The organism is Saprospiraceae bacterium, from assembly GCA_016719615.1.
Lineage (GTDB): Bacteria > Bacteroidota > Bacteroidia > Chitinophagales > Saprospiraceae > Vicinibacter.
Window position 1 is genome coordinate 395,369 of record JADJYQ010000005.1, and the last position, 23,119, is coordinate 418,487.

At 36.9% G+C, this 23,119-nt stretch carries 22 protein-coding genes, 1 tRNA gene and 1 pseudogene; 8 read left to right on the top strand and 16 right to left on the bottom strand.

Annotated features, from left to right (window positions below):
• The first annotated feature begins 50 nt into the window (after positions 1-50).
• Positions 51-2,243 (top strand): hypothetical protein, encoded by a 2,193-nt coding sequence (locus IPM92_11260; protein MBK9108913.1) that lies wholly within the window; start codon positions 51-53, stop codon positions 2,241-2,243.
• 13 nt (positions 2,244-2,256) lie between these two features.
• Here IPM92_11260 and IPM92_11265 read toward each other — a convergent pair whose 3' ends face one another.
• The 11 genes and pseudogenes from IPM92_11265 to IPM92_11315 all read right to left on the bottom strand — a co-directional run bounded on the left by IPM92_11265 (position 2,257) and on the right by IPM92_11315 (position 11,671).
• Complete coding sequence (locus tag IPM92_11265; protein MBK9108914.1) at positions 2,257-2,655, bottom strand: gamma-glutamylcyclotransferase; 399 nt, start codon at positions 2,653-2,655, stop codon at positions 2,257-2,259.
• A 33-nt stretch (positions 2,656-2,688) separates the two neighbouring features.
• Complete coding sequence (locus IPM92_11270) at positions 2,689-3,141, bottom strand: hypothetical protein (GenBank protein MBK9108915.1); 453 nt, start codon at positions 3,139-3,141, stop codon at positions 2,689-2,691.
• A 225-nt stretch (positions 3,142-3,366) separates the two neighbouring features.
• A tRNA-Met gene (locus IPM92_11275) sits at positions 3,367-3,440 on the bottom strand.
• A 60-nt stretch (positions 3,441-3,500) separates the two neighbouring features.
• Positions 3,501-5,003 (bottom strand): hypothetical protein, encoded by a 1,503-nt coding sequence (locus tag IPM92_11280; protein MBK9108916.1) that lies wholly within the window; start codon positions 5,001-5,003, stop codon positions 3,501-3,503.
• Between the two features lie 17 nt (positions 5,004-5,020).
• Positions 5,021-5,780, bottom strand: a pseudogene (locus IPM92_11285) (hypothetical protein).
• Between the two features lie 2 nt (positions 5,781-5,782).
• On the bottom strand, positions 5,783-6,571 hold the full coding sequence (locus IPM92_11290; GenBank protein ID MBK9108917.1) for a Nif3-like dinuclear metal center hexameric protein: 789 nt from the start codon (positions 6,569-6,571) through the stop codon (positions 5,783-5,785).
• Entirely contained in the window at positions 6,568-7,056 is a 489-nt protein-coding gene (gene rfaE2, locus IPM92_11295) for a D-glycero-beta-D-manno-heptose 1-phosphate adenylyltransferase (GenBank protein ID MBK9108918.1), read from the bottom strand. Before rfaE2 ends, IPM92_11290 begins: the two co-directional genes overlap by 4 nt.
• Positions 7,056-8,105: a flippase-like domain-containing protein gene (locus tag IPM92_11300; protein ID MBK9108919.1), complete on the bottom strand. Its 1,050-nt coding sequence runs from the start codon at positions 8,103-8,105 to the stop codon at positions 7,056-7,058. Before IPM92_11300 ends, rfaE2 begins: the two co-directional genes overlap by 1 nt.
• Positions 8,106-8,112: 7 nt before the next feature.
• The gene (locus IPM92_11305; protein MBK9108920.1) at positions 8,113-8,460 is read right to left on the bottom strand and encodes an aspartate 1-decarboxylase; all 348 of its coding nucleotides are present in this window, start codon (positions 8,458-8,460) and stop codon (positions 8,113-8,115) included.
• A gap of 62 nt (positions 8,461-8,522) precedes the next feature.
• A complete protein-coding gene (locus IPM92_11310) occupies positions 8,523-9,380 on the bottom strand; it encodes a pantoate--beta-alanine ligase (protein MBK9108921.1) in 858 nt (285 codons plus the stop codon).
• Positions 9,381-9,451: 71 nt separating this feature from the next.
• A complete protein-coding gene (locus IPM92_11315; protein MBK9108922.1) occupies positions 9,452-11,671 on the bottom strand; it encodes an adenylate/guanylate cyclase domain-containing protein in 2,220 nt (739 codons plus the stop codon).
• Positions 11,672-11,961: 290 nt separating this feature from the next.
• Between IPM92_11315 and IPM92_11320 the strand changes: the two genes are divergently transcribed.
• The 7 genes from IPM92_11320 (at position 11,962) to IPM92_11350 (ending at position 19,846) form a co-directional block, all read left to right on the top strand.
• On the top strand, positions 11,962-13,473 hold the full coding sequence (locus IPM92_11320) for a hypothetical protein (GenBank protein MBK9108923.1): 1,512 nt from the start codon (positions 11,962-11,964) through the stop codon (positions 13,471-13,473).
• Positions 13,474-13,575: 102 nt separating this feature from the next.
• Positions 13,576-15,432 carry an ABC-F family ATP-binding cassette domain-containing protein gene (locus tag IPM92_11325; protein MBK9108924.1) on the top strand — a complete coding sequence of 619 codons (1,857 nt, stop codon included), beginning with the start codon at positions 13,576-13,578 and terminating at the stop codon, positions 15,430-15,432.
• A gap of 47 nt (positions 15,433-15,479) precedes the next feature.
• Entirely contained in the window at positions 15,480-16,757 is a 1,278-nt protein-coding gene (locus IPM92_11330; GenBank protein MBK9108925.1) for a HAMP domain-containing histidine kinase, read from the top strand.
• Complete coding sequence (locus IPM92_11335) at positions 16,754-17,443, top strand: response regulator transcription factor (GenBank protein MBK9108926.1); 690 nt, start codon at positions 16,754-16,756, stop codon at positions 17,441-17,443. The genes IPM92_11330 and IPM92_11335 overlap by 4 nt, the downstream gene beginning before the upstream one ends.
• The gene (locus IPM92_11340; GenBank protein ID MBK9108927.1) at positions 17,434-18,354 is read left to right on the top strand and encodes a DUF4271 domain-containing protein; all 921 of its coding nucleotides are present in this window, start codon (positions 17,434-17,436) and stop codon (positions 18,352-18,354) included. Before IPM92_11335 ends, IPM92_11340 begins: the two co-directional genes overlap by 10 nt.
• A 12-nt stretch (positions 18,355-18,366) precedes the next feature.
• Positions 18,367-19,155, top strand: coding sequence for a uroporphyrinogen-III synthase (locus IPM92_11345; GenBank protein MBK9108928.1), 789 nt, complete (start codon positions 18,367-18,369; stop codon positions 19,153-19,155).
• A 67-nt stretch (positions 19,156-19,222) separates the two neighbouring features.
• Positions 19,223-19,846, top strand: a complete 624-nt coding sequence (locus tag IPM92_11350; protein ID MBK9108929.1) for a CoA pyrophosphatase — start codon at positions 19,223-19,225, stop codon at positions 19,844-19,846.
• Between the two features lie 57 nt (positions 19,847-19,903).
• Here IPM92_11350 and IPM92_11355 read toward each other — a convergent pair whose 3' ends face one another.
• From IPM92_11355 to IPM92_11375, 5 genes are all read right to left on the bottom strand, one after another.
• Positions 19,904-20,512 (bottom strand): fumarylacetoacetate hydrolase family protein, encoded by a 609-nt coding sequence (locus IPM92_11355; GenBank protein MBK9108930.1) that lies wholly within the window; start codon positions 20,510-20,512, stop codon positions 19,904-19,906.
• A 62-nt stretch (positions 20,513-20,574) separates the two neighbouring features.
• Entirely contained in the window at positions 20,575-21,576 is a 1,002-nt protein-coding gene (trpS, locus tag IPM92_11360; protein MBK9108931.1) for a tryptophan--tRNA ligase, read from the bottom strand.
• Positions 21,577-21,843: 267 nt separating this feature from the next.
• Positions 21,844-22,224: a RidA family protein gene (locus tag IPM92_11365; protein ID MBK9108932.1), complete on the bottom strand. Its 381-nt coding sequence runs from the start codon at positions 22,222-22,224 to the stop codon at positions 21,844-21,846.
• Positions 22,225-22,296: 72 nt separating this feature from the next.
• A complete protein-coding gene (gene rpmF / locus IPM92_11370) occupies positions 22,297-22,506 on the bottom strand; it encodes a 50S ribosomal protein L32 (protein MBK9108933.1) in 210 nt (69 codons plus the stop codon).
• An 11-nt stretch (positions 22,507-22,517) separates the two neighbouring features.
• Positions 22,518-23,033, bottom strand: coding sequence for a hypothetical protein (locus IPM92_11375; protein ID MBK9108934.1), 516 nt, complete (start codon positions 23,031-23,033; stop codon positions 22,518-22,520).
• Positions 23,034-23,119: the final 86 nt, after the last annotated feature.

The following is a 23,119-nucleotide window of genomic DNA, read 5'->3' on the forward strand; positions in this document are numbered from 1 at the left end:
GGTATTTTCAAAGTCTCCTTTATTTTTTAGCCAGTATTTTTATTTTACCTGTGACCAATGCGACTCATATTGTAGGTGGAGATATCACATACCGGTGTTTAGGAAATCAGTTATACGAGATCACACTTACACTTAGAAGAGATTGCTTAAATGGAAATCCAGCAGCACAATTTGATAACCCCGCAGCTATGGGTATATTTGATCATCAAGGTCGTCTCCAATCGCAATTGGGGAATGTTGGGCGTCTGCTCATGGACTTCAGACAAGACGATACTTTGAATGAGGTTTTATCAAAAACCTGCGGAATTGTTGGTGGCGATGTCTGTGTGCATACAACCTCCTACATAGATACGGTGGAGCTGCCCTTCATTCAGGGTGGTTATATTTTGGCTTACCAAAGATGTTGCAGAAATTATACCATCCGCAATATTGTGGATCCTTTGGAATCCGGTGCGACTTACACCCTTGAAATATCAGAAGAAGCATTGATCCAATGCAATTCCAGTCCACAACTTGGGTCTTATCCACCCATATATATATGCGGTGGTCTACCCATTGCATTTGATCTTAAAGCAAAAGATGCTGATGGGGATTCTTTAGTTTACCGCATGTGTACGCCTTATCTCGGGGCCGATCAATTGAATCCACGGCCTGCCACGCCTTCCAATCCGCCTTATGATCTCGTGGTATTCAGTGGTGCCTACAGCCTTTCAGATATGATTGGAGGAACTCCTCCGCTTCAAATTGGCGCCGCAACTGGTTATATGGCAGGATTCGCAGAACCTATCATTGCCCAATATCTCATTGCCTATTGCGTAGAAGAATATCGCAATGGAAAATTACTATCTGTCCTCAGAAGAGATTTTCAAATCAATGTACGCATCTGCAATTCAACACCTATTGCAGATTTTGATTTGAGCTTTAAGGAATGCCGAAAACCAATTACACTGCAAATGCAGAATAAATCAACGGATCCATTTTCAACCCTGGAAAAATATTTTTGGGAATTCAATATAAATGGACAGACTCAAACATCTGATTTGCAGAATCCGGTTCTAACGACCAGCGAAACCGGACTTCTTAAAATTCAACTTATAGTAGAGTCAAAAGAACCCTGTAGTGATACCATTGTTCGGCAATTTATACTGAAAGAACCCGGTCTGGAATTTAATTTTAGAGCAGACAGCATTTGTCTGAAAGATTCCATAGAAATGATCAAAAAATTTGATTCGGCGTATCAATACGAATGGTCTCCGAAAGAAGGACTAAGCTGTACTTCATGCCCGAATCCCAAAGCCAGCCCAGCTAAAAATACGCGTTATATTTTGAGATCTTATAACAACGATTGCGAAGTCACAGATACTTTTGACATCTATGTAAGTCCCTGTATCATCGACCCCTGTATGATTTTTTTAGAAAAAGAATGTATGCCAAATGGGATGATTCAAATTTCAGCTGTCGACGGCAATTCAAATCTTATTCAAACCAAGATTCGAGAACGTGAATTGTTTTGGAATATTTCAAAAAATTCCAATCATCCGGAATACACTTTGCAAAATCAAAACCCTATCCTCCTTTTTAAGGATGATATTTTGACTGTTACCTATAAATATTACAGTTGGAAAACAGGAAGACCCAAATCTATTGAGTTTGCAGATATCTGTGAGCAAAAAATCAAGGATACCGTGAACATAGAATGTTCCGGTCCATGTAGTGAAATGAAATTTATACTTTCATCGTGCGAGGATGATTATGATGAGTTGCATCAACTAAATTATCCGGCGTCGATTTGTAAGACTATTTGTGGTGGTGCTTGTCAGTTTATCATCGGTTTGTTTGAAACCAATGGTCAGTTGATTAATCCGGCTGACTATGAGATTCAATGGTCGAATGGGTCTGCGGGAGCTTATGTTGAATTAATGGCACCGTATTTTAATAATTTAAGAGTATCGGTCAAAAAAGGGGATTGTGTATGGAATGGCAGGTATTATAAAAGTTGCAATTTATTTAAAGATATGCAATCAAGTCATACGCAACTAAAGACGATCCAATTTCGAAAGGGAAGTGGAGCCCAAATTCTAACTAACAACTGTAAGGAGAAGGGGACTTATTCAGTTTGGACCATTGATGGTAAAAAACTTTGTAATGATTTGAAACAACTGGAAAGCTTAGCGAATGGAATATATATTATAAGGGGAGAATCGCTGAAAGATATTGAATCTTATCTTTTATATGTGCATTAAAATTAGAAATATTTTATACTCTCAAATCTGAAGATGATGTAGTCTTCAATAAATTCGGATTTTTCTCATTACCCCAATAAATCCAACATTCCACTTTCTCTTGTGATTCAGTTAGGTAAGCATGTGTTAGTTCTCTTAAATAAAGTGAATTGTTAGGTTTCCCGGGATAATATTCTTCATATTTATCCAGCTTTAAAAAGGCATCATCTTGATGATTGAATTCGAGAATGTAGCCGAATATTTTTTCTCCTGATTCTTTGTTCGATTTAATTACTGCCGGGTATTCGGAATTTATTACTTTTTTTCCAAAAACAAAGGCTTTCCCTACAAGCTTGTAAGGTAGCGCAAATGAATTTAAAAGTTCGGCTTCAGGATTCAGCGTCCCATAGGTAAAAAGATATTTATTGGTCATAGACTAATTTAACAAAAGCTAAAATAGAATAGTTCATTTATCTGATTTTTTAATCTTTTCTAACTCCCTATTGAGACTTTCAAAACCATATTCGCAATATTTTTTCAAGCCTTTTATTTTAGAATACGATTTTAATTGATAGTTAAGTAAGCTGTTAAATTCATTTTCATTTAATGCTTTCAGAACCTCCTTTAAAGTGATCACATATTCTAAAAAATTAAAATACTTTACTAATTCTGTTTCCAACTTAGGGTCATTGGTAATTTGATTAAATATTTCATCGGTTACATTAGATTTCTCATATTCATAAATCTCATCGAGTTTATCTCTTATCTTCTTAAAAGTATCATCAATAAATAACATTTTAAAGACCGAGGTATAAAATTCTGCGCGTTTAATTAGATTATTTCTTCTATATTCACAAATGGCGATAATCGAACCTATAAAGGCAATTAAACCCGTTAAAATTGTAAAGATATTTGCCAAATACGCCAAAATAAAACTTGATTTCAGGATATAATAGAAGGCCATTTCAATGAGTTAATCTACTCAAAAATAATAAATCAAGCCGCAATAACTCTTATAGTTTATTTAAGTAATCCCTTCATTTATTCTAACTAGGAAAAATTTTATGGGGTGGTGTATAGTGCGGGATTGAACTAGTCATAATGCATAACATAGGGCCAGAGCCCTATGTTATGAAAAGCTGAGTAGCGTGAGAGAGACTTGAACTCTCGACCTTGCGATTATGAATCGCACGCTCTAACCGGCTGAGCTACCACGCCAAAAAAGAACTTTTGTCCGAATGGGGATGCAAAAATAGGTTTCCTCGGCCACCTGTGCAATTATTTTGAACGCAATCTTGTCAGTCCGGCTTTTGCCTTTTGATGCAAGGAATTCTTGTATTTATCGGGCTTTAACTTCAAAACTTTGTTAAAATTCATTTCTGCTTCTGTCCGATTATATCGGAGTTCCATGATAATCCCTACTTGTAAATGGGCATTACAAACCAGATATGAGTTTTCGGGTCCCGTCAGCATTACTGTTTGATAATACCTCAAGGCTTGGTCGTTTTTCTGTCCGAGATGATAAATTCTGGCTAAACGGTAATTGTATTCCAATTTCTTTTCAGGATCATCTTGAAGCTTAGTTGCCTGATTTAAGAGATATTTTTCTGCTTTTTCAATATAACCCCCATCACATAATAATCTGGCTTTCAATAAAATAGTGTCTGGCAGATGAGCAGATTTGGCGTCCAGGTAAGCTTGTTGATCTTCATCAATTTGAGCAACACCTTGTACAAGGCATTGAGACATATATAACTTATATGCGGTTTGGTTGCCCTGTAGTAATGCATTCCAGGCTCTTTTTTGCCAGGCTTCTTTGATGTAGTTAAGGCCTGTATTTGATTTTAGAAATAAAGCAAAATATTGGTCTGAGCTAGTTTGCAATGCCTGCAATTCACTTAATCCCTGTAAGTAGTATAAATATGGAAGTTTTTCAAAATGGTCTTGAGGCAGCACGCTAAATACCATACGGGCACCATCATTAAAACCTGCTCGCAATGCGATTTTTGCGTGAACCCATGCGAAAATAGGCCCTTGTTCTTGTCGGTGTGTTTTATTCACCCAATATTGAAAAGCTTCCTTGGGTTTATGCTCTAAATAACACATGATAAAGCTATTCGCAGCATAAGCTTCTTCCAAAAAAAAACCTTTGTCTTGCTGACTGGCAATAATAAACTGATGAAGGGTTTCTTTTCCCTGTCTGATATTGCCATCCAACCCAACCAAACGACTGGCCCATTGATATTCTGGAGGTATGGTTCCTAAGAGTGCTTGAAGGATACCAAGTGATTTTTTATAGTAATAAAACGCAGGGTATTGTGCAGATTTTTTATCCAAAAGCAATTTGGAGCCATACAATAATTGAATTCCTTTAAGCTGCTCCTGTTGCTTCATATACACTAACGCCCAGTGTAAATCAATTTCAGCCATCAGAAAACTTTTCCAGGTATCTTCTAAATCACTTTTTTCTAAAATTTTAAGCCTACGTTCCCTATGTGACTTTCTTTTTTCAAAATCACCTTTGTCATCGAGAATAAAAAGTTTGAAAAAATCCAATTCATTTTCTAATAACAAATAAGCTTTATTCCGATGATGGATTTCTGAATTGGCTATTTTAGCCAGCTGTTTTTCAGCGATTTCAAAATTAAGCTGGAGAATGTCAGCATAGATTTTTCGGACCTCATGGTCAAACTGGCAATAATCATTAGCAATAATCTTTTGCCCAAAGGAATTTGCAATAATAACAAACAGGATTAGCCATAAAGTTTGATGACGGTTCATGGCTTTGTGATCATCTATCAGATATCCCCTTCCATGATCTGGTCATCAACTAAAACGCGGCCGCAGTGTTCGCAGGCAATAATCTTTTTGCGAAGCCCGATCTCCAGCTGAACTTGAGGTGGTATTTGGTTAAAGCACCCTCCACACGCATTTCTTTTAATGGTAACAACAGCCAAACCATTGCGGTAACGATGGCGGATTTTGTCGTAAGCATTGAGTAATCTTACTTCAATATTTTTACGCCCTTTCTCTGACTTTTTACTAAGGGTTAATTCTTCTTTTTCCGTTTTTTCAATGATTTTACCCAGCTCCTCTTTCTTTTCTTCAAGCTCTTTTTGTTTGTGCCCCAATCTTTCATTAACAGTGTCAAGAGTAGCTTTTTTTTAATTTGATTTGCTCCACAATTTCCTTGGCCTTTTTCTCAGAAAGTTGGATTTCAAGACGCTGCAAGTTGATCTCTTTATTTAAAGCATCATATTCTCTGTTGTTTTTTACAGAGTTGAGCTGTTTTTCGTACTTTTTAATGAGTTCTTCGGATTGCTTCATATTCCCTTTATGGTTGGCAATATCCTGGTCCATATCCGTGATGGAAGTTTCTAATTTCTGGATTCGGGTATTTAATCCGGCCAGCTCGTCTTCCAAATCACTGACAGCAACGGGTAGCTCTCCTTTGATAATATGCAATTTGTCTACCTCAGAATCAATTTGCTGTAGTTCATACAATTGCTTGAGTTTCAATGCTATAGGCACATCAGCCTGTGGCGTATTTTTAGACATAATTAAAAATATTGTATTGGATTTGTATTCAAATTAGCACAATGGGATGCAAAATTACGAAATTTTTCCGAAATGTGTTCGTATAACAACTCTATCGTGAATTGTTCGCTTTCATAATGACCAATGTCGCAAAGGAGAATCTCACCATTTGCTTCAAAGAATTCGTGATATTTCACATCAGCTGTAACATAGGCATCAGCACCAGCTGCAATTGCTGTCTTTATCCAAAAAGCCCCAGAACCTCCTGTTATGGCTACTTTACTTATTTGCTGAGAGGACAAAGCCGTGTGCCTGATAATTTGGGTTTGCATTTGTAATTTAAGAAATGTAAGAAAATCAGCAGGCCTTAATGGTTTTTCTAAAATTCCCAAAATACCGGTTCCGATATCTGTATGGTTTGGTTTTGAAGCCAAAATTTGCAAATTGCTGAGATTCAATCGTTTGGCAATTCTTTGATTAACTCCATTTTCGAGAACATTGTCCAGGTTGGTATGAATAGCATAAATGGCAATATCATTTTTAATTGCGTAAATGATTGCTTTGTCAACATAATGTTGATATTGTATTTGTTTTAAGCCTTTAAAAATGATGGGGTGGTGGCTGACAATCAAATTGCAGTTCCTTTGCTTGGCCTCATGTAAAATTTCTTCAGTTGCATCCAAACAGCAAAGAACACCCTTGATTTCCCAGGATTTATCCCCATAAATAAGCCCGGCATTGTCATAGGTCTCCTGAAGATTCAATGGTGCAATCCCTTCAAGAAAATCAGTCAGATCCTGAATTTTTGTCATTTTTCAGATTTCATTTTTTGAACGATCAAACTGGTTGAAAATCCCTGATGAAAAGTAAGTGAAAATACCTGTCCACCCATATTCAACACGTGGTCAGCACCAACGATCTGGTCCACTTTCCAATCTCCACCTTTAACCAACACTTCCGGATTTATTTTTTGAATCAGGTTTTCAGGTGTGTCTTCTTCAAAAATGATAACGGCATCAACTGACTGTAAGGCCGAAAGTACGATTGCTCTGCTTTGCTGAAAATTGATTGGCCTTGTTGGCCCTTTTAATCTTCTTACACTTTGATCTCCATTAATCCCAACGATTAGTTTATCGCCCAATAATCTTGCTTCTTCAAGATAGCGGACATGGCCTTCATGTAAGATGTCGAAGCAACCATTCGTAAATACGCATTTCAGGCCTTCATCATTCCACTCGAGCTTTAGCTTTTGAAGCTCGTCTATGGTCTTATATTTAGAAGATAGTCTCAAATACATTATTTCGGATCATTTGAGGGAATCCCAGATTTCGTTTTCCAATTTACCCAAATAAGGCTCGCAGTTCCAAACACCAATAGTGCTAAAAATTGTCCCCAGGTAAAGGCAATATTGGCAAATGAAAAAGCATCAGCCTGGTGAATTCCATAAAGTCCTAAAGATACGATGACCAAATAATGAAAGGTACCCATACCTCCGGGTGAAGGAATAAATACACCAAAACTTCCAAAAACATAAACCACCAGCATTTGAACGAAGTTTAACCCGGATGTAGCTTGATACGCCTTACATGCAAACACGAACATCAAAAAAAACCAAACCCAAATCATAATGGTATGAAATATAAATGCATTCCTTTTTTGTAAATTCCGAATTGACTTAACACCTTCCCAAATTCCATCTAAAACCTGGATCATTTTTTGGATTACTTTTAATTTCAACAAACTTTCTCTCAATAACCAAAGTGCAAAAAAGGCTAAAATGACAATACCCAACAACAAGCCATTCACATGTACTCCCGGTAAGCTGGCGAATTTTGTAAAAAATATTTGAAAGGTATTCCAATCCAAAGCAAAAGCGAGTAATACCAATAACGAAAAAGTGATCATATCTGCGATGCGATCTAATACCACGGATCCAAAAACTTTATCAAAAGGAATATTTTCCTGTTTTGAAAAGACTCCGGCTCTTACAAATTCACCAATTCTCGGGAATCCAAGATTGGCCAAATAGGCAATAAATATGGAACTGTAGGCATTTGCAAAGCGAGTCCGATACTCCATAGTTTCCAGGATGATTTGCCATCTTTTTGCTCTCGAATAATTAGTCATTGCAAATCCTACAAATATCAGAGAAATCCAAAAATAGTTAAGTTGGCGAAAATCTTCAGTGAGCTTTTGGAGCAAATTACATTGCTCGGCTGGAATTGCTTCTTTTTTGCAATGTTCTAAATATGCAAGTTGATTTTGCGTGTATAAATAGTACATAATAGATATGCCGATGCCTAAAAACAGCAGGAGCTTGAGAACATTTTTGAGTTGGGCTGGCAAACTAAAGTTACTTTATGCGGTTGTTGTCATCAACATGTACAGAAACGGGATGGAATGTTTTTGCTTCTTCGGGTGTCATGAAAGCATAAGATATGACAATGATAATATCTCCAACTTCAGCCTTTCGGGCTGCTGCTCCATTTAAGTAAATCATGCCTGAATTTGCTTCCCCTTTGATCACGTAAGTTTCAAAGCGTTCTCCATTGTTATTATTGACCACCTGGACTTTTTCTCCTTCAAATAAATTGGCGGCATTCATCAAAACTTCGTCAATGGTAATACTTCCCACATAGTTCAGATTCGCTTCTGTAACCTTGGCGCGATGGATTTTTGATTTAAAAAATTGCAGGAACATCGGTGCAAAATTAGCTTAAAAATAGAATTCACCTCCAATAAGTCAGATTGAAGCCAAATAGTTCAATTCGGACCTCCTTTTAAGTACAAATTATCAATTAAACGCACTTCTCCTGCCCATGCAGCTATACAGGCCACAATATTCCTGTGATTTTCAGGGTTTTCAACCAATTCCAGAAGGTCGCCATCCACGATTTCGACGTATTCCGCTTTGAGTCCTGCCCGATCCAAATTTTCCATGACTTCCTGGCTTAGGTCACACACGTCCATGCTTTCAAAATGAGACTTTAAATATTCGAGGTTCTTAAAAATTACGGGTGCCACTTCTCGCATTTCGGCACTTAATCGGATATTTCTGGAACTCATAGCAAGTCCATCCTTTTCGCGCAATGTAGGAGCAATGAGGAGTTTGGTTGGGATTCCAAGCTCGCTCAGCATGAACCGAACTAAGGTAAATTGCTGAAAGTCTTTCTGGCCCATGATGAGATCATCGGGCTGAATGATATCTAACAACCGTTTGACAACCTGCAACATTCCCTCAAAATGTCCGGGTCTGAATTGACCCTCCATGACCTGATCCAATTTTCCCAGCTTCAAATGGAGACGGGTCTCCAATCCTTCAGGATAAACCTCGGATGCATCTGGTGCAAATAAAATGTCGCAATGAAACGCTTCAAGCATTTTTACATCTTTTTCCAACATCCGGGGATAACTTTGAAGGTCTTTAGCATTGTTAAACTGGGTAGGATTTACAAAAATGCTACATACAGTGATGTCTGCGTTTTGTTGACCCATTCGAATCAATGACATATGGCCATCATGTAAGGCTCCCATAGTTGGAATAAAAGTGATGCGTTTATTATTTTCTCGATGTGAATGGAGGCTGTTTCTTATTTGATCAATACGCGTAAAGACTTGCATGTTTTTAATTAAACTTTGTAAGTGTTAAGTTTCAATGATTTTAAATGAAATGAATTTCATTAACTTCTTATTTATTTAGCTTTTGTAAAATCCAAAAAGGCTTTATAAGAAAAGAGGTCCTTCAAAAGAAAATCATTTTGGTAACTATAAAAATCAAATTCATAACCCTGAGATAATGCGCGGCTCAAATGATACATGGCTTTCTCATAATTTTTCAAATGGCAATAAAACACAGCATTTGCGTATTCAAGCTGTCCGGGATATCCGCTTCCAATAGATTGAATTTTTTTCATCCATTCTTTTGCTTTATCGAGCTGTTCGGATTTGAGATAACAAATAGCTGGAAATGCAATGAAGAACCTGAATTGAGGCGTTTGATCATAATGTAAAACTTGTTCTCTGGCTGCGTCTTGATAATTTCCTTTTAAAAACAAGGCCATACCTTTATAGTAATGGTAAAACATATTTGCAGGGTTCTCTTCATTTACCTTTTCCATCAAATTCAAATAATGTGAAAGTTTTTCAGTTTCCTGAAGCAAAAAAAGTTCACTACATATTTTCCAATAAAGTGCTGGTTTAGTATAAAGCTGTTGATCAACATTAAGATTGTTGGTATAACTTTCCAGAAGACTATCTAACGCAACCCATTTTTTAAGATGCAAAGTTGCTTCAAGGTGTGCAAGTGCAACCGTGAAATGTAATACGGGAATTTTATTTTTGTGGATCCAGTAAATTACAGAATCAAATTGTTCCAATGCACAATAAGCTTCATACACTTCACCAAGGTAAGCCTGTTCTTTATAATTGCTCGTTAGAATAGATTTGTTGATCGGACGATATTGGTGATATTTATAGACAGCATCTGTAGCTTTGTTTGAGGATACATCATAATAAATTGCTTTGGTAGCACCGGATTCCACTTTATATTGGGTGTAAAGTTTCCACTGGAGATCAGAGCTACGCTCAAGATCACCTCGAATACGCGCTTTGTATGCTTCAAATTGTAGAAATTGGAACTCTGAAAGCATGGCTGATCTTTTTTCAAGTAGCAATATTGTCGAGTCCGTCAAATTCTGATAACCCCAGGTGCTGGCTAGTTCCAGGATTGAAAAATAGGGGTTTACAAATGTGCTATCCAATTCAATTGCTTTCAGAAAAAACTGGAGTTTCTGATAACTTTGAAAAGATGGCGTCTGCTGTCCCTTTAAATAAGTTTCATAGGCATTGTATTTGGGTGGAAGTTGTCCTTGGGTCAATTTAGTTTCTCCTGAAAGAAAATAACCAAGTAGTTGTTGCGAAAGATCCTCCAATGTTTTATTAAAATCTTTTTTCGTAAAATGAGAAGACTTGATGGCGTACTTTATCTGGTCTGTAATAACATCAACCACTTCAACGGTAATCATATATTCATTTTCCGAGAATTCATAAATAATTCCTTTAATATGTGTATTTGCAGAAGCAGGAATGTGATGAATGGGTTTTGTTGATTTTTGATATGCATCTTCTTTAATAACAGAGATCTTTCCTGTTTCAATAAATCCCTGATTCATCCAATCGCGTGCCATATACCCAAAATAATTCAAACTCGAATCTGTTGATTTATTCTCAAATGTGGAAACATAAACAATTGGAATTTCTGTTATTTCCGATGTTATGTTAATTGATTTTGGAAAGAATTGAAACCATGAAAAATAAATAATTGCAGCAGTTATGGCGATGGATAAAACAATTTTTTGATAAGCAGATGTGGGGGTTTTAAGTTTGCCGGATATTTCTTTTTTAAGCGGAACATAAATGCCTTCATTCGTTATAGCATATACCAGAGTTGGATTTTGAACATTTTTAAAATGAAAACTTCCAAGAAGTTTTATTTGATATTGCTTCTTATTAGTAATCTCCTGATAAATTTTATCAGTTACAAGAATTGAACCAGCTTTGCTAAGAGATTGAATACGCGATGCAAGATTTACAGCGTCGCCAAAAATGTCTTTCTCCTTATAAATGATTTCACCGGCATGAATGCCAATGCCCAAATGTAATCCCTGATGTTCCTTTACTTTTTTTTGTAATTCAAGTGCTGCATCAAGCGATTGTGTGATGGTGTCGAAGCGACAAAGCATCCCATCTCCTATTTCCTTGATCAGGGTGCCTCCAAAATGGGTAACTACCTGTTTATGTATTTCGCGGTTTTTCGCAAGCATTTGCATAGCCTTCTCTTCATTGATTTCCATGACGGCTGTAAAACCGGAAATATCTGAGAACAATATGGCTGCTAATTGTCTTGTAGGCAATTCCATTTAGATTGGAAATTCACGTAAATATAGGCAACTAACAGAGCTCAATAATCTAAGTTTGTATTTGTATTCAAATTTCATTGAAAATCAAACGATTTATAGCAGGCCTTGCCAATTATTATTGCGGATGATTTAAACATTCAATTTAGTTCATTATATTTGGAGCGGATAAGCAGCAAACAAGCGCCCAAAAGGCTCATTTAGCTGTTATCCAGTCTTGCTCACCCATGCATTTTTGGATTTAGCACCTTAATTTTAGAATTATTCATCAGCTTATTTGTAAATTTATGAAATCCTCCATCGCATTTAGTGTGTTTTTTTTGTACCTGAGCACCTTGACTTGGGCAGTGAATTATCATGTCAAGTTCAATGGCAATGATACTAACGATGGCCTTAGTTTTAATACAGCATTTAAAACGATTCAAACGGCAACCAACAAAGTAAAGGCAGGAGACAGTGTGCTGGTTTATGATGGATTGTATAAGGGCTTTGACCATTTTTATAAAAACAGCGGAGAGCCGGGAAAAGAAATCGTTTATTTTGCGAAGGGTAGGAATGTGATTATTAATCAATCTTGCGGTCGCGGATTCGATGGTCTAAATATAGAGGGATCTCACTATATTCAGGTCGTTGGATTTAAAGTGCAGAAAATATCAGACCCCGTTGGCTCCGGTGAAGATGGAATCAGGGCTGTACTCGCTAATCACATCACCATTAGGGATTGCGAGGTGGATAGTTGTTACCGCGGAATATTTACCGGATATACGGATGATTTCTTGGCAGAATCTAACTTATGTAAAAATTCTTATGGTGAACATGGCATCTACGTTTCAAATAATAGCGATCGCGTTGTAATCCGGTTTAACCTATGTTACGGAAATTCAAAAGCGGCGGGTATTCAATTAAACCCAGATTTAAGCAGTGGAAGTCCCGGAATTTCTATAGATGTAAAAATTTATAACAATATTTGTTACAACAATCGAATAGGACTCAATTTGCAAGGTATTTATTATTCACAGGTTTACAACAATCTCCTTTACAATAATGGTTCAGGAGGCGGAGGCAACGGAATCACTTTGTTTCATGGAGATGCTGCAACCGGTTGTAATGATGTTAAAATTTATAACAACACGGTCATTGTACCAGCGGCATCTCAATGGTGTATTTTAGCGATCGATGGTGATAGTTTATTTGTTAAAAATAATATACTACTGAGTGCTTCTGCAAAAGGGTCGCTCGACATCGAATCGAGTTGCACCAATTATTTCGGAGATTATAATTTACTTACCGATAAAATGACGGTTGATCAAGGTGCCAGTTATATCAATTTCGCTATGTGGAAGGCGATGGGACATGATCAGAATTCAATATCAACTTCAAGTTTATTTGGAGTTTTTGAAAATATTACAAATAATAATTTTGAATTGAGCGAAACATCTGCGGCCATTGATGCTGGCACGAATGAAGTTTCAGATTTGGTTAAAGTTGATCTTCTAAACAATCCCAGGCCACAACGTGGCAAATATGATATGGGTTGTTTTGAGAAATTTAATTTCACAGAAGTAGCTAATCCAAAAGGATCTAACAAATATAAGCTTTTGGACTCCGGCCCTTTTTTTACATTCGAAAATCTTACCATTGACTTTGAGTTGCACCTTGTGGATATGAATGGAAGGATGTGGATCAATGAGCCTGTAATTGATAAGAAGCTTTTTGCACCTGGGCTTTACATTTACCTTTTGTTCAATAAAAAAACAGAAGAACTCCTGAATTCCGGAAAAATTTGGATAGGGAACTAGTGATTTAGGAGTAAGCAGTAATAAGTAAATTCTCAGGATCGTCCTCAGGATATTGTTGAATATTCACTTTCAATTGGCCTTACTACTTTAGCTTTGCCCCCAATGAATTATTTGACACTAGAGCGGGCAAGCAAATCTTTTGGTGAGAAATTGTTATTTAACGATCTCAGCATCATGATCAACAAAAGTGATAAAGCTGCATTGGTTGCCAGAAATGGCACTGGGAAATCATCTTTGCTGAGAATGATCACAGGTGAAGAGGCCCTGGAAGGTGAAAACGTTTATTTGTATAAAAACAAAGATGTGAGGATGGCTTATTTAAGCCAGGAACCGGTTTTCCAAAAAGAGGATACACTCTTGGACGCCATTCTTAATAATCCCTTTGAATGGATGAGCGGCCTCACAAACCTCCATAAAGCACATCTCGAACATCCTGAAGAATCTTATGAAAAAGTATTGGCTTCATTGGATCAGCCGGATGTTTGGGAAGTAGATACTAGAATGCGGGAGTTGTTGGGAAAATTTAAATTACCACCTCTTGATTTTCCGGTGTCCAGCCTAAGTGGCGGCCAGAAAAAGAGGTTAGCCTTGGTAAGGATTCTTTGTGGAAATCCGGAATTCCTTATTCTTGACGAACCGACGAATCATTTGGATCTCGAAATGATTGAGTGGTTAGAGCGCTATTTAAGTCAATCTTCGATTACGCTATTTATGGTGACTCACGATCGTTATTTTTTGAATAACATTTGTAATCAGATTTATGAATTGGATCAAGGCCAATTGTATAAATACCAGGGCGATTACGAGGAATTTCTTGAAAAGAAGACGCAGCGCGTTCAAAACGAATCAGTTTATCGCGAGAAGACCGAAAAACTTTTGCGCAAAGAATTGGACTGGGTTAGAAGAATGCCAAAAGCCCGCACTACTAAAAACAAAGCGCGAGTAGATAAATTCTATGAACTAAAAGAGACCATTCAGGGTCCTCAAAATGCAGAATTGGCAGAAGTGCCTTTGGAAATGCCGAGGTTAGGATCCAAAGTGCTGGAGCTCCACCACATCCACAAAAGTTATGGAGACCAATCCATCGTTAAAGATTTAAGTTATAAATTTAAACCTACAGACAGACTCGGTATTGTGGGTCCAAATGGCTCAGGTAAAACGAGTTTACTAAACCTTTTGACGGGAAAAATTAAACCTGATCAGGGAAAAATAATAATAGGGGAGACCGTACAATTTGGATTTTACGAGCAGGATGGATTGCAATTGAGGGATGACAAAACAGTGATTGATGTCGTAAGAGGTATCGCGGATTATATTCCTTTAAAAAAGGGGCATAAATTATCAGCTGAGAATCTTTTGGAAAGGTTTCTTTTTCCAAGGCCACAGCAACAGGTTTTTGTTTCACAATTGAGCGGTGGTGAAAAAAGGAGATTGTATTTATTAACTATTCTAATGGCAAATCCGAATTTTCTGATACTCGATGAGCCTACCAATGATTTGGATATTATTACCCTCAATGTCTTGGAACAATACCTGATAGAATTTCCGGGCTGTGTATTAATCGTTTCACACGACCGATATTTTATGGATAAAATTGTGGAACATTTGTTTGTATTGACTTCAGAGGGACAGGTTGATGATTTTCCCGGAAATTATTCGGATTTCAGATTAAAAAGTGAAAAATTAATTCCTGAAAAGACCGTGGATGCTGTGCCTAAAGAATCTTCGAATGCCAAAGTTAAAAGACCGGGTCAAAAAGAAAAAAGAGAAATGGATCAAATTGAAAGGGAGTTGGATAAAATTCACCAGGAAAGAGATCTGTTGCTTGAAAAATTTAACGGGAATGTTTTGGCAGAATCTGAAATTGCACAAATCAACAGGCGGCTAGCGGAGATTCAGCTTCGCATTTCCCAGCTGGAAAACAGATGGGAGGAACTTTTAGCACTATCGAATGGTTAAACATTATTCAAAACGGGGGGTTATAATACTTAATTAAATTTGCATTTTTGTCAAGCGGAAAGATTATTGCAATCATCGTTTTTAGTGCCCTGGTCATTCTTGGAATTCTGGGGATGCAAGCCTATTTTATTAAACAAAGCTTCAACAGAGAAGATCGGGAATTTCATAGAGATGTTAGTAAAGCATTAAGAAATACAGCACTGGGTATTGGCAAGTATAACAAGGCAAAAATTTCGGAAAAAGGTTTGATCGTCCAGGAAGCCAGCAACTCTTATGAAGTAAAAGTGAATTCACCCATCGATCAGACTGTTCTGGCTGTTTTGCCTGAAACAGAATTTGAAAAACAACATCTGACAACACCTTTCGAATACGGTGTTTATGATTGCAGTACCAATGAACTTATTTACAGTGAATGTTGTAGTGTGCCCAACCAAAAGAAAGTATCAGCGACCAAGAAAAAGAAAGCAAAGAAAAAGTCGGATGATACTCATTATTTTGTTGTAAAATTTCCGGAAAAAGAATCCTACCTCTATCAAAGTTTAGGCAATATGTTGTTTTTCTCTGGACTTATTTTGGCCGCTTGTTTGATATTAATTTCTGCAATTTATATTATTCTTCGGCAAAAGCGATATTCAGATTTGATGAAGGATTTTGTAAATAATATGACACATGAGTTTAAAACCCCCATATCCTCCATCAAAATAGCTTCTGAAGTTCTCCTGAATCATCCTTTGATTGAAGAAGATAAGCGATTGAGTCAGTATACCAAGATTATAAAAGATCAAAATCAAAGATTGAATGATCAGGTCGAAAAAGTATTGCAATTAGCGAAAATGGAATCTTCAACTTTCAGTCTTAGATTGGAAGATATTGACTTGCACGAATTGATGTCGCAACTGGTAAACAATCAGCAGCTTCGCGTACGCGATGCAGGGGGTATTTTGGAAACAGAATTGAACGCTGAAAAACATAAAGTCAAGGCCGATAAATTTCATATGACCAATGTTTTGAGCAATCTTTTGGACAATGCCATTAAATATAGCAGGGAAACTCCCGAAATTTATATCCGGACCTTTGACCTGATCGATGCGTGCGTAATCGAAATTGAGGACAAAGGAATTGGCATTAAAAAAGAGGATATGCCCTATTTATTCCAGAAATTCTATAGAGTCTCAACCGGGGATGTGCATAACGTGAAAGGCTTTGGAATAGGCCTTTATTATGTAAAAAGGATATGCGACGCCCATGGTTTTGAATTGGGGATCCAAAGTGAATACAAGAAAGGAACAATTGTTCGTATCTTGGTCAAAAATTCGCATAAATGAAACGGGCCAGACTTTTGTATGCAGAAGATGACGAAACGCTATCATTTATAACCAAAGACCACCTGGAGTTACAAGGTTATGAAGTGGTTCATTGTGCTAGTGGAGCTGCTGCATTCGACAAATTTAAAGAGGAAAAATTTGACTTGGTGATCCTCGATGTAATGTTACCTGAAATGGATGGATTTACCATTGCAGAAAACATTAGAAAAAAAGATCACCAGATTCCCATCATTTTCCTAACTGCCAAATCCATGAAGGACGACCGGATTCATGGACTTAAATTGGGTGGCGACGACTATCTGACCAAACCGTTTAGTATTGAAGAACTAATCCTGAAGATTGAAATATTCCTCCGTCGCAGCAGAGTTTTTGAAGCACCCTCTGAAGAAAAGGAAATTCAGGTTGGCAAGTATTTTTATATGCCAATGGAATACCAACTCGTATTAAATGATCAGCCCAGAATCCTGACACAAAGGGAAAGTGAATTATTAAGTTATTTGCTAAAAAATAAAAACAAAGTCATCAAACGGTCGCTGATTCTCGAAACACTGTGGGGCGAAGATGATTATTTTATGGGAAGAAGTCTCGATGTATTTATTTCAAGACTGCGTAAATATTTAAGCGAAGACCCAGATATTAAAATTGATAATATTCATGGAATCGGGTTTAAATTTATATGTCCTTAAAAGTAAATTTTCTATTTTTAATTTTCATTTTTTTCTGTCAATCCTGTTCCATATCCGCTCAGGCGAATAATCCATTCCAACTATCAAAATCGGTCCGTGATGCTAGCCACGAAGATCATTTGCAGGTGTCGGATAGTCTCAGTAAGATTTATCAAAATCCATTTGAATTAAAAGAACAGGCAATTTCTTCAAAGTCGAATACTTTGAACGATTCCAATCCCTTGATCGATTGGATCAAAGAAAGAAATATTTATAAAATTAAAGAGTCAGAAATAAAGTCACTCCTTTTTTGGGGATTGCTGTTTTTAAGCTTCTTACTGGCAATTGCTTTAAATATCAATCGGTCTGTAACACTCAAATTGTACAGAAGCCTAATAAATGTGAATTTCTTAAGTTTACTTTATCGCGAATCCAGAGAAGATGTAAGTCTCGTTTTCTATTTGCTCTATGGATTGTATTTTATTGGCCTCAGTTTATTTATTTACCTGTTTATTATTCATTTTCAAGGCCTAAAGGCTCCGGTATATATACTATATATTTCTGGCTTTGTATTGCTGGTTTATAGTATTAAACATTTGATGGTCAAAGTTTTAGGTTATATTTATGGGCTATCTAAAGATACGGATCGCTACTTGTTCAGTATGGTGGTTTTTAATTGCATTTTAGCCATTATACTCATCCCTGCAAATTTTATTATCAGTTTTGTGAATCCTGCAATTGGAGAAAAATGTATGTTTCTGGTCGGGATAATTATTATTATATTGTTGATATACAGACAGTTAAGAGAGATTATATTTTCAATAAATCTGTGGCGGGATCATATATTTCACTTTTTATTGTATCTTTGCACCTTCGAAATTGCACCAGTTACCGTTTTATACATTTATTTGACGAGACATGGTGTGTTTTGAAAGCTGAAGGATATGCCGACAAAAACGACAACCATCGCAGCCAAGAAAGAGAACAGATTGAAACGGGTTAAAAACGTTCTGCTTTCTCAGCCTAAACCAGAGCGATCCCCATATTTTGACCTGGAAACAAAATATAAAATTCATCTGGATTGGCGACCTCTCATAACTATAGAAGGGTATACTGAAAAGGAATTCAGAAGACAACGGATCCGGCACGATGAGTATCCTTGTATCGTGTTTACCAGTAAAAACGCTATTGAAAACTATTTCCGCCTTGCTGAAGAAATGCGTTTCAAGATTAATGAAATGAACAAATATTTCTGTGCAACTGAAGCGATTGCCAATTACCTTCAGAAATTTATCATCTTCAGAAAACGAAAAGTTTTTAATGGAGTTAAATCCGTTACAGAACTCGCGAATTATTTTACCAAACACAAAGAGGCAGGTCCTTTCCTGATTCCTTGTTCTGAGTCTGGTAATCCTGAGGTTGCTTCGTTTTTGAAATCTCTTAAAGTCAAATTCCTAGAATCTCCCATGTATCGGCGGGTTAGTTCCGAATTAAAAGATTTAAAGGATTCCAATTACGACTTAGTGGTGTTATTTAGTCCACAGGAAGTTAAATCTATTTTTGATAATTTTCCGGAATTCGAGCAAGGTTCTATTCGAATTGCTGCATTTGGATCCGCTGTGGCAAAAGCAGTCACAGATGCTGGTCTCTTTCTCGATATTCAGGCGCCTACCCTTGAAACGCCTTCCATGACTATGGCGATTGAGGAATACTTGAAGCAAGCAAATAAGTAGATTTTATAACGACTTCAAAATTCCAATTTATTTCAGATTTATTTAATTTCAATGGCGATTTGCCTAAATGGAAAATTGGAAATTAAAATTCAAACAAGCATTAACTCAAAAATTGCCGGGGGTTCAGGCACATTTACAAATGGCACCTTATGCCGCCCGTTTAGAAGTTCCTATACCTTTCAATGCGCATCCGGCAGCGGTTCTGGTTTTGCTTTATGAAAACTCCGACAATTTGTTTTTTCCATTAATAACAAGAATAAATAATAAGACAAATGATGTGCATCGGGGGCAAATTAGTTTGCCCGGTGGTAGAAAAGATATAGTTGATAAATCTATCCAGGATACTGCGATCCGCGAATGTGCAGAAGAAATAGGAATCGATCCTCACGAAATTGAAATCCTTGGCGCCATGAGTTCTTTGTACATTCCTGTTAGCAATCACCATGTGTTTCCGTTTGTTGCCTGGTATCCAAAAATTCCAGATTACAAATTGCAAAAAGAAGAGGTCGAAGCGCTGCACGAAATTCCACTCCATTTGATATCGGATTCCGGAATAAAAAGCATAAAAACCATACAAACTTCACAGGGTCTTGAACTACGGGTACCAGCAATGGTATGGGAGTCTTTGACGATATGGGGAGCGACGGGTATGATTTTAGAAGAACTTGCAGAAATTTATCGTAGGCTATGAACTTCAATTTGTTGAAAACGAAATTTTAAGCATTCTTGAACTTCGCAAGACCTGCATTTATTTTATTTCTGTTTCAAACATGCTTACGCCATTCAAAAATCCCTGCAATTTGTCGCCAATTTGTACAGAACTTACTCCAGATGGCGTTCCTGTAAACAAGATATCACCTTTATTGATTTTAAAAAACTGACTTAGATATTGAACAATAAATGGAACAGAAAATATCATATCACTTGCACTGCCATGCTGAACAGCTACCCCATTTTTATAAAGTTCAAATGATAAAGTTTCCTTTTGAATTTCCTCTATCGGAATCCATTTACCTATAAGGGCAGAGCAATCAAAAGCTTTGCTGATTTCCCAGGGCAATGATTTTTCCTTACACTTTTGCTGGAGATCTCTGGCTGTAAAATCAATGCCTACACTTACATGACTGATATAATTCCAGGCTTGCTGTTCGGGGATTGATTTTCCTTTTTTATCGAACTTAAAAATCAATTCAATTTCGTGTTGTAAGTCTTGCGTAAATTCCGGGTAATACATAGATCTTTCTTCCGGTAATATTGCTGTAGCGGGTTTTAAAAAAATTACGGGCTCTGTAGGTATCTGATTATGAAGTTCTTTGGCGTGCTCTGAATAATTTCTGCCTACACAAAATATAGTCATAATTAAAATTTAAATTTTAGGATAAAAGCAAGACATTTAGTTTATTAGGAATATCAATTTTATTAGCCAATTCCGGTTAATGATTTAACTTCCATAACAGTTTGTGCTGCCCGCTTACGAATGTTAGTTGAAGATTTTTTAATCAGCTCTTTGATTTCTTTTTTGTTGCTGAGCAATTTAGTTTTCTTGTCCTGAATGGGTCTGGCTATTTCAATGAGTGCATCGGCGACCCTGTCTTTTAAGCTACTATAAGGCAGATTTCCGTTTTCATAGTCCACCATCAGAGATTGAAAACTATTTTTATCCGATGCTTTGAGCAACATAAATAAGTTCTCAACGCCCGGACTTAACTGCTTTGTGTTTATTTCACCTGCATCAGTAACAGCAGATCTGATTTGTTTGCGAATTTGATCCGGATCACCAAAGAGATCAATAAAATGTTTGTCTCCCGCACTAGCGCTCATTTTTTTCAAAGGATCAGCTGTTGACATCACTTTTGGAATTTCTGTAAACAGGGGCTCCGGAAGTTTAAAATAATCTTTCCCGGTTACATAATTAAAGCGTTCAGCAATATTTCTGGTCAACTCAAGATGTTGTTCCTGATCCTTTCCGACAGGCACGAAATCTGCTTTATAAATCAGGATGTCTGCTGCTTGCAATACTGGATATATAAACAAACCAGCTGAAACAAAAAGGTCTTTATCTTTTTCCTTTATTTGTTGTGTTTTGTCTTTGAATTGGGTCATTCTGCTGAGCTCTCCATAACTACACATACATGATAAAATCCAGCACAATTCTGCGTGTTCGGGCACCAAAGATTGAATAAATAAATTTTCGGGCTCTACCCCACATGCCAACAAATTGATCGCTAAATCCCAGACATTTTCTTTGAGCTTAATCGGATTATAAGGCATCGTCATGGCGTGATAATCGACGATGCTATAAATGCAATCATATTCTTTTTGCAACTCAACCCAATTCTGAATGGCACCAAAATATCTTCCAAAATGCAATTTACCGGTAGGCTGTATTCCACTAAGGATAATTTTTCTTGCAGTTTCCATATGATTTTTTTCTATCTTAAATTTAATGTGATTTAGTCTGGTAGTCTGATAGTCTGGTAGTCTGGTAGTCTGTTAGTCTGTTAGTCTGTTAGTTTGGTTTGTAAGCATGGATGTTTGAAAGTTTACTTTATATCAGGACTCCATCCTCCATTCTCCTTGTTCCATAATCTATACTCCATCATCCATCCTCCATCCTCTTTATTCCAAATTCTCATTCATTTCTATTCAATCGCATAAAACTGCCAACTGAATATTGGCAACTGGTCATTAAAATCCGGCAATACAGCTGATTTCAATATTTACAAACCTGGGCAATTCTGCCACCTGAACCAGTTCTCTGGCAGGCGGTGCTTCGCCCGGGAAATAAGTATTATAAACAGCATTGATGGCACTGAATTGATTGATATCCTTTACGAATACAGTGCATTTCAGAACATTTGAATAATCCATTTCAGCTGCTTTTAAGATGGCACCTATATTGTCGAGGACCCTATGCGTTTCTTCCTGGATTGTGGATGTACACAAATCTCCCGATTTAGGATCTAATGCGATCTGACCTGATACGTAAAGACATTTTTCAAAGAGGATAGCTTGACTGTAGGGACCTATCGGTTTTGGGGCATCGGTGGTTAAAATTACTTTTTTCATGATGACTTATTTAAATGCAAAAAGCTCCACATAATATTATGGGAGCTTTTCAGATATTGATTATAATTTTGATCAGGCTTGTTCGGCCGGAGCTTCTGCAGCAGCACCCTTAATGACTACATTTCCTTTGTAGTACATACTGCCCTCATGCCAAAATGCATGGTGCATAATATGCGTTACACCTGTGGTTTTACAAGTAGCTAATTGCGGGGTCTCAGCTTTATAGTGAGTTCTCCTCTTTCTTTTGCGTTGTTTGGAGTGCCTCCATTTAGGATTTGGCATAACTTAATAATTTAATTCTCTTTTAATTTTTTTAATGCATCCCAGACCGTTTCCTCTGATTGAAAATCGTCTGCAGATTGAATTCTACTTAAAATGTCTTTGTCACAAGGTGGACTTTCCATCTGACCACAATTTATAGTTTGGGTGATGGGCAAGGATAAGCAGATGTAATCATAAAATATACCTGCCATTTTTAATTCCACTTCCCCTGGACTAAGACAAATCAAACTCGGATCCGATACTACTTCAAGTGAGGTTTTTACGTAAAGTTGGTATTGCTGGTTGACTGGAATTTCAATATTTGCCAGGCAACGGTCACAAACTGATTTATAACTTCCTTCAATATTAAGCTGAAATGAAGACAAATCATCTTGTTTATCCAATTCCATACTTACTTTAAACACTCCCTTCCGGATAGGACTGGCTTCGAAATGTTCAAAAAAAGAACTATCCAAAGTCCAATTGAACCGATGTATGCCGTTTCGCAAACTTTTTAGCGGAACCGCATATACTCGAAAAGAATCCATAACCGGCTTTTGAAAAACGGATTGCAAAGATATAAAAATTTGATTTATAGCTAAAAGGAATATGAAAAACCTTAACAAACGATTTG

Coding starts and splice junctions, on each gene's coding strand:
- trpS (MBK9108931.1), bottom strand. CDS start 21,576: ATGGAAACTGCAAGAAAAATTATCCTTAGTGGAATACAGCCTACCGGT.
- IPM92_11365 (MBK9108932.1), bottom strand. CDS start 22,224: ATGAAAAAAGTAATTTTAACCACCGATGCCCCAAAACCGATAGGTCCC.
- IPM92_11280 (MBK9108916.1), bottom strand. CDS start 5,003: ATGAACCGTCATCAAACTTTATGGCTAATCCTGTTTGTTATTATTGCA.
- IPM92_11310 (MBK9108921.1), bottom strand. CDS start 9,380: ATGCAAGTCTTTACGCGTATTGATCAAATAAGAAACAGCCTCCATTCA.
- IPM92_11345 (MBK9108928.1), top strand. CDS start 18,367: ATGCCGACAAAAACGACAACCATCGCAGCCAAGAAAGAGAACAGATTG.
- IPM92_11335 (MBK9108926.1), top strand. CDS start 16,754: ATGAAACGGGCCAGACTTTTGTATGCAGAAGATGACGAAACGCTATCA.
- IPM92_11355 (MBK9108930.1), bottom strand. CDS start 20,512: ATGACTATATTTTGTGTAGGCAGAAATTATTCAGAGCACGCCAAAGAA.
- IPM92_11305 (MBK9108920.1), bottom strand. CDS start 8,460: ATGTTCCTGCAATTTTTTAAATCAAAAATCCATCGCGCCAAGGTTACA.
- IPM92_11290 (MBK9108917.1), bottom strand. CDS start 6,571: ATGACAAAAATTCAGGATCTGACTGATTTTCTTGAAGGGATTGCACCA.
- IPM92_11350 (MBK9108929.1), top strand. CDS start 19,223: ATGGAAAATTGGAAATTAAAATTCAAACAAGCATTAACTCAAAAATTG.
- IPM92_11325 (MBK9108924.1), top strand. CDS start 13,576: ATGAATTATTTGACACTAGAGCGGGCAAGCAAATCTTTTGGTGAGAAA.
- rfaE2 (MBK9108918.1), bottom strand. CDS start 7,056: ATGTATTTGAGACTATCTTCTAAATATAAGACCATAGACGAGCTTCAA.
- IPM92_11340 (MBK9108927.1), top strand. CDS start 17,434: ATGTCCTTAAAAGTAAATTTTCTATTTTTAATTTTCATTTTTTTCTGT.
- rpmF (MBK9108933.1), bottom strand. CDS start 22,506: ATGCCAAATCCTAAATGGAGGCACTCCAAACAACGCAAAAGAAAGAGG.
- IPM92_11375 (MBK9108934.1), bottom strand. CDS start 23,033: ATGGATTCTTTTCGAGTATATGCGGTTCCGCTAAAAAGTTTGCGAAAC.
- IPM92_11320 (MBK9108923.1), top strand. CDS start 11,962: ATGAAATCCTCCATCGCATTTAGTGTGTTTTTTTTGTACCTGAGCACC.
- IPM92_11265 (MBK9108914.1), bottom strand. CDS start 2,655: ATGACCAATAAATATCTTTTTACCTATGGGACGCTGAATCCTGAAGCC.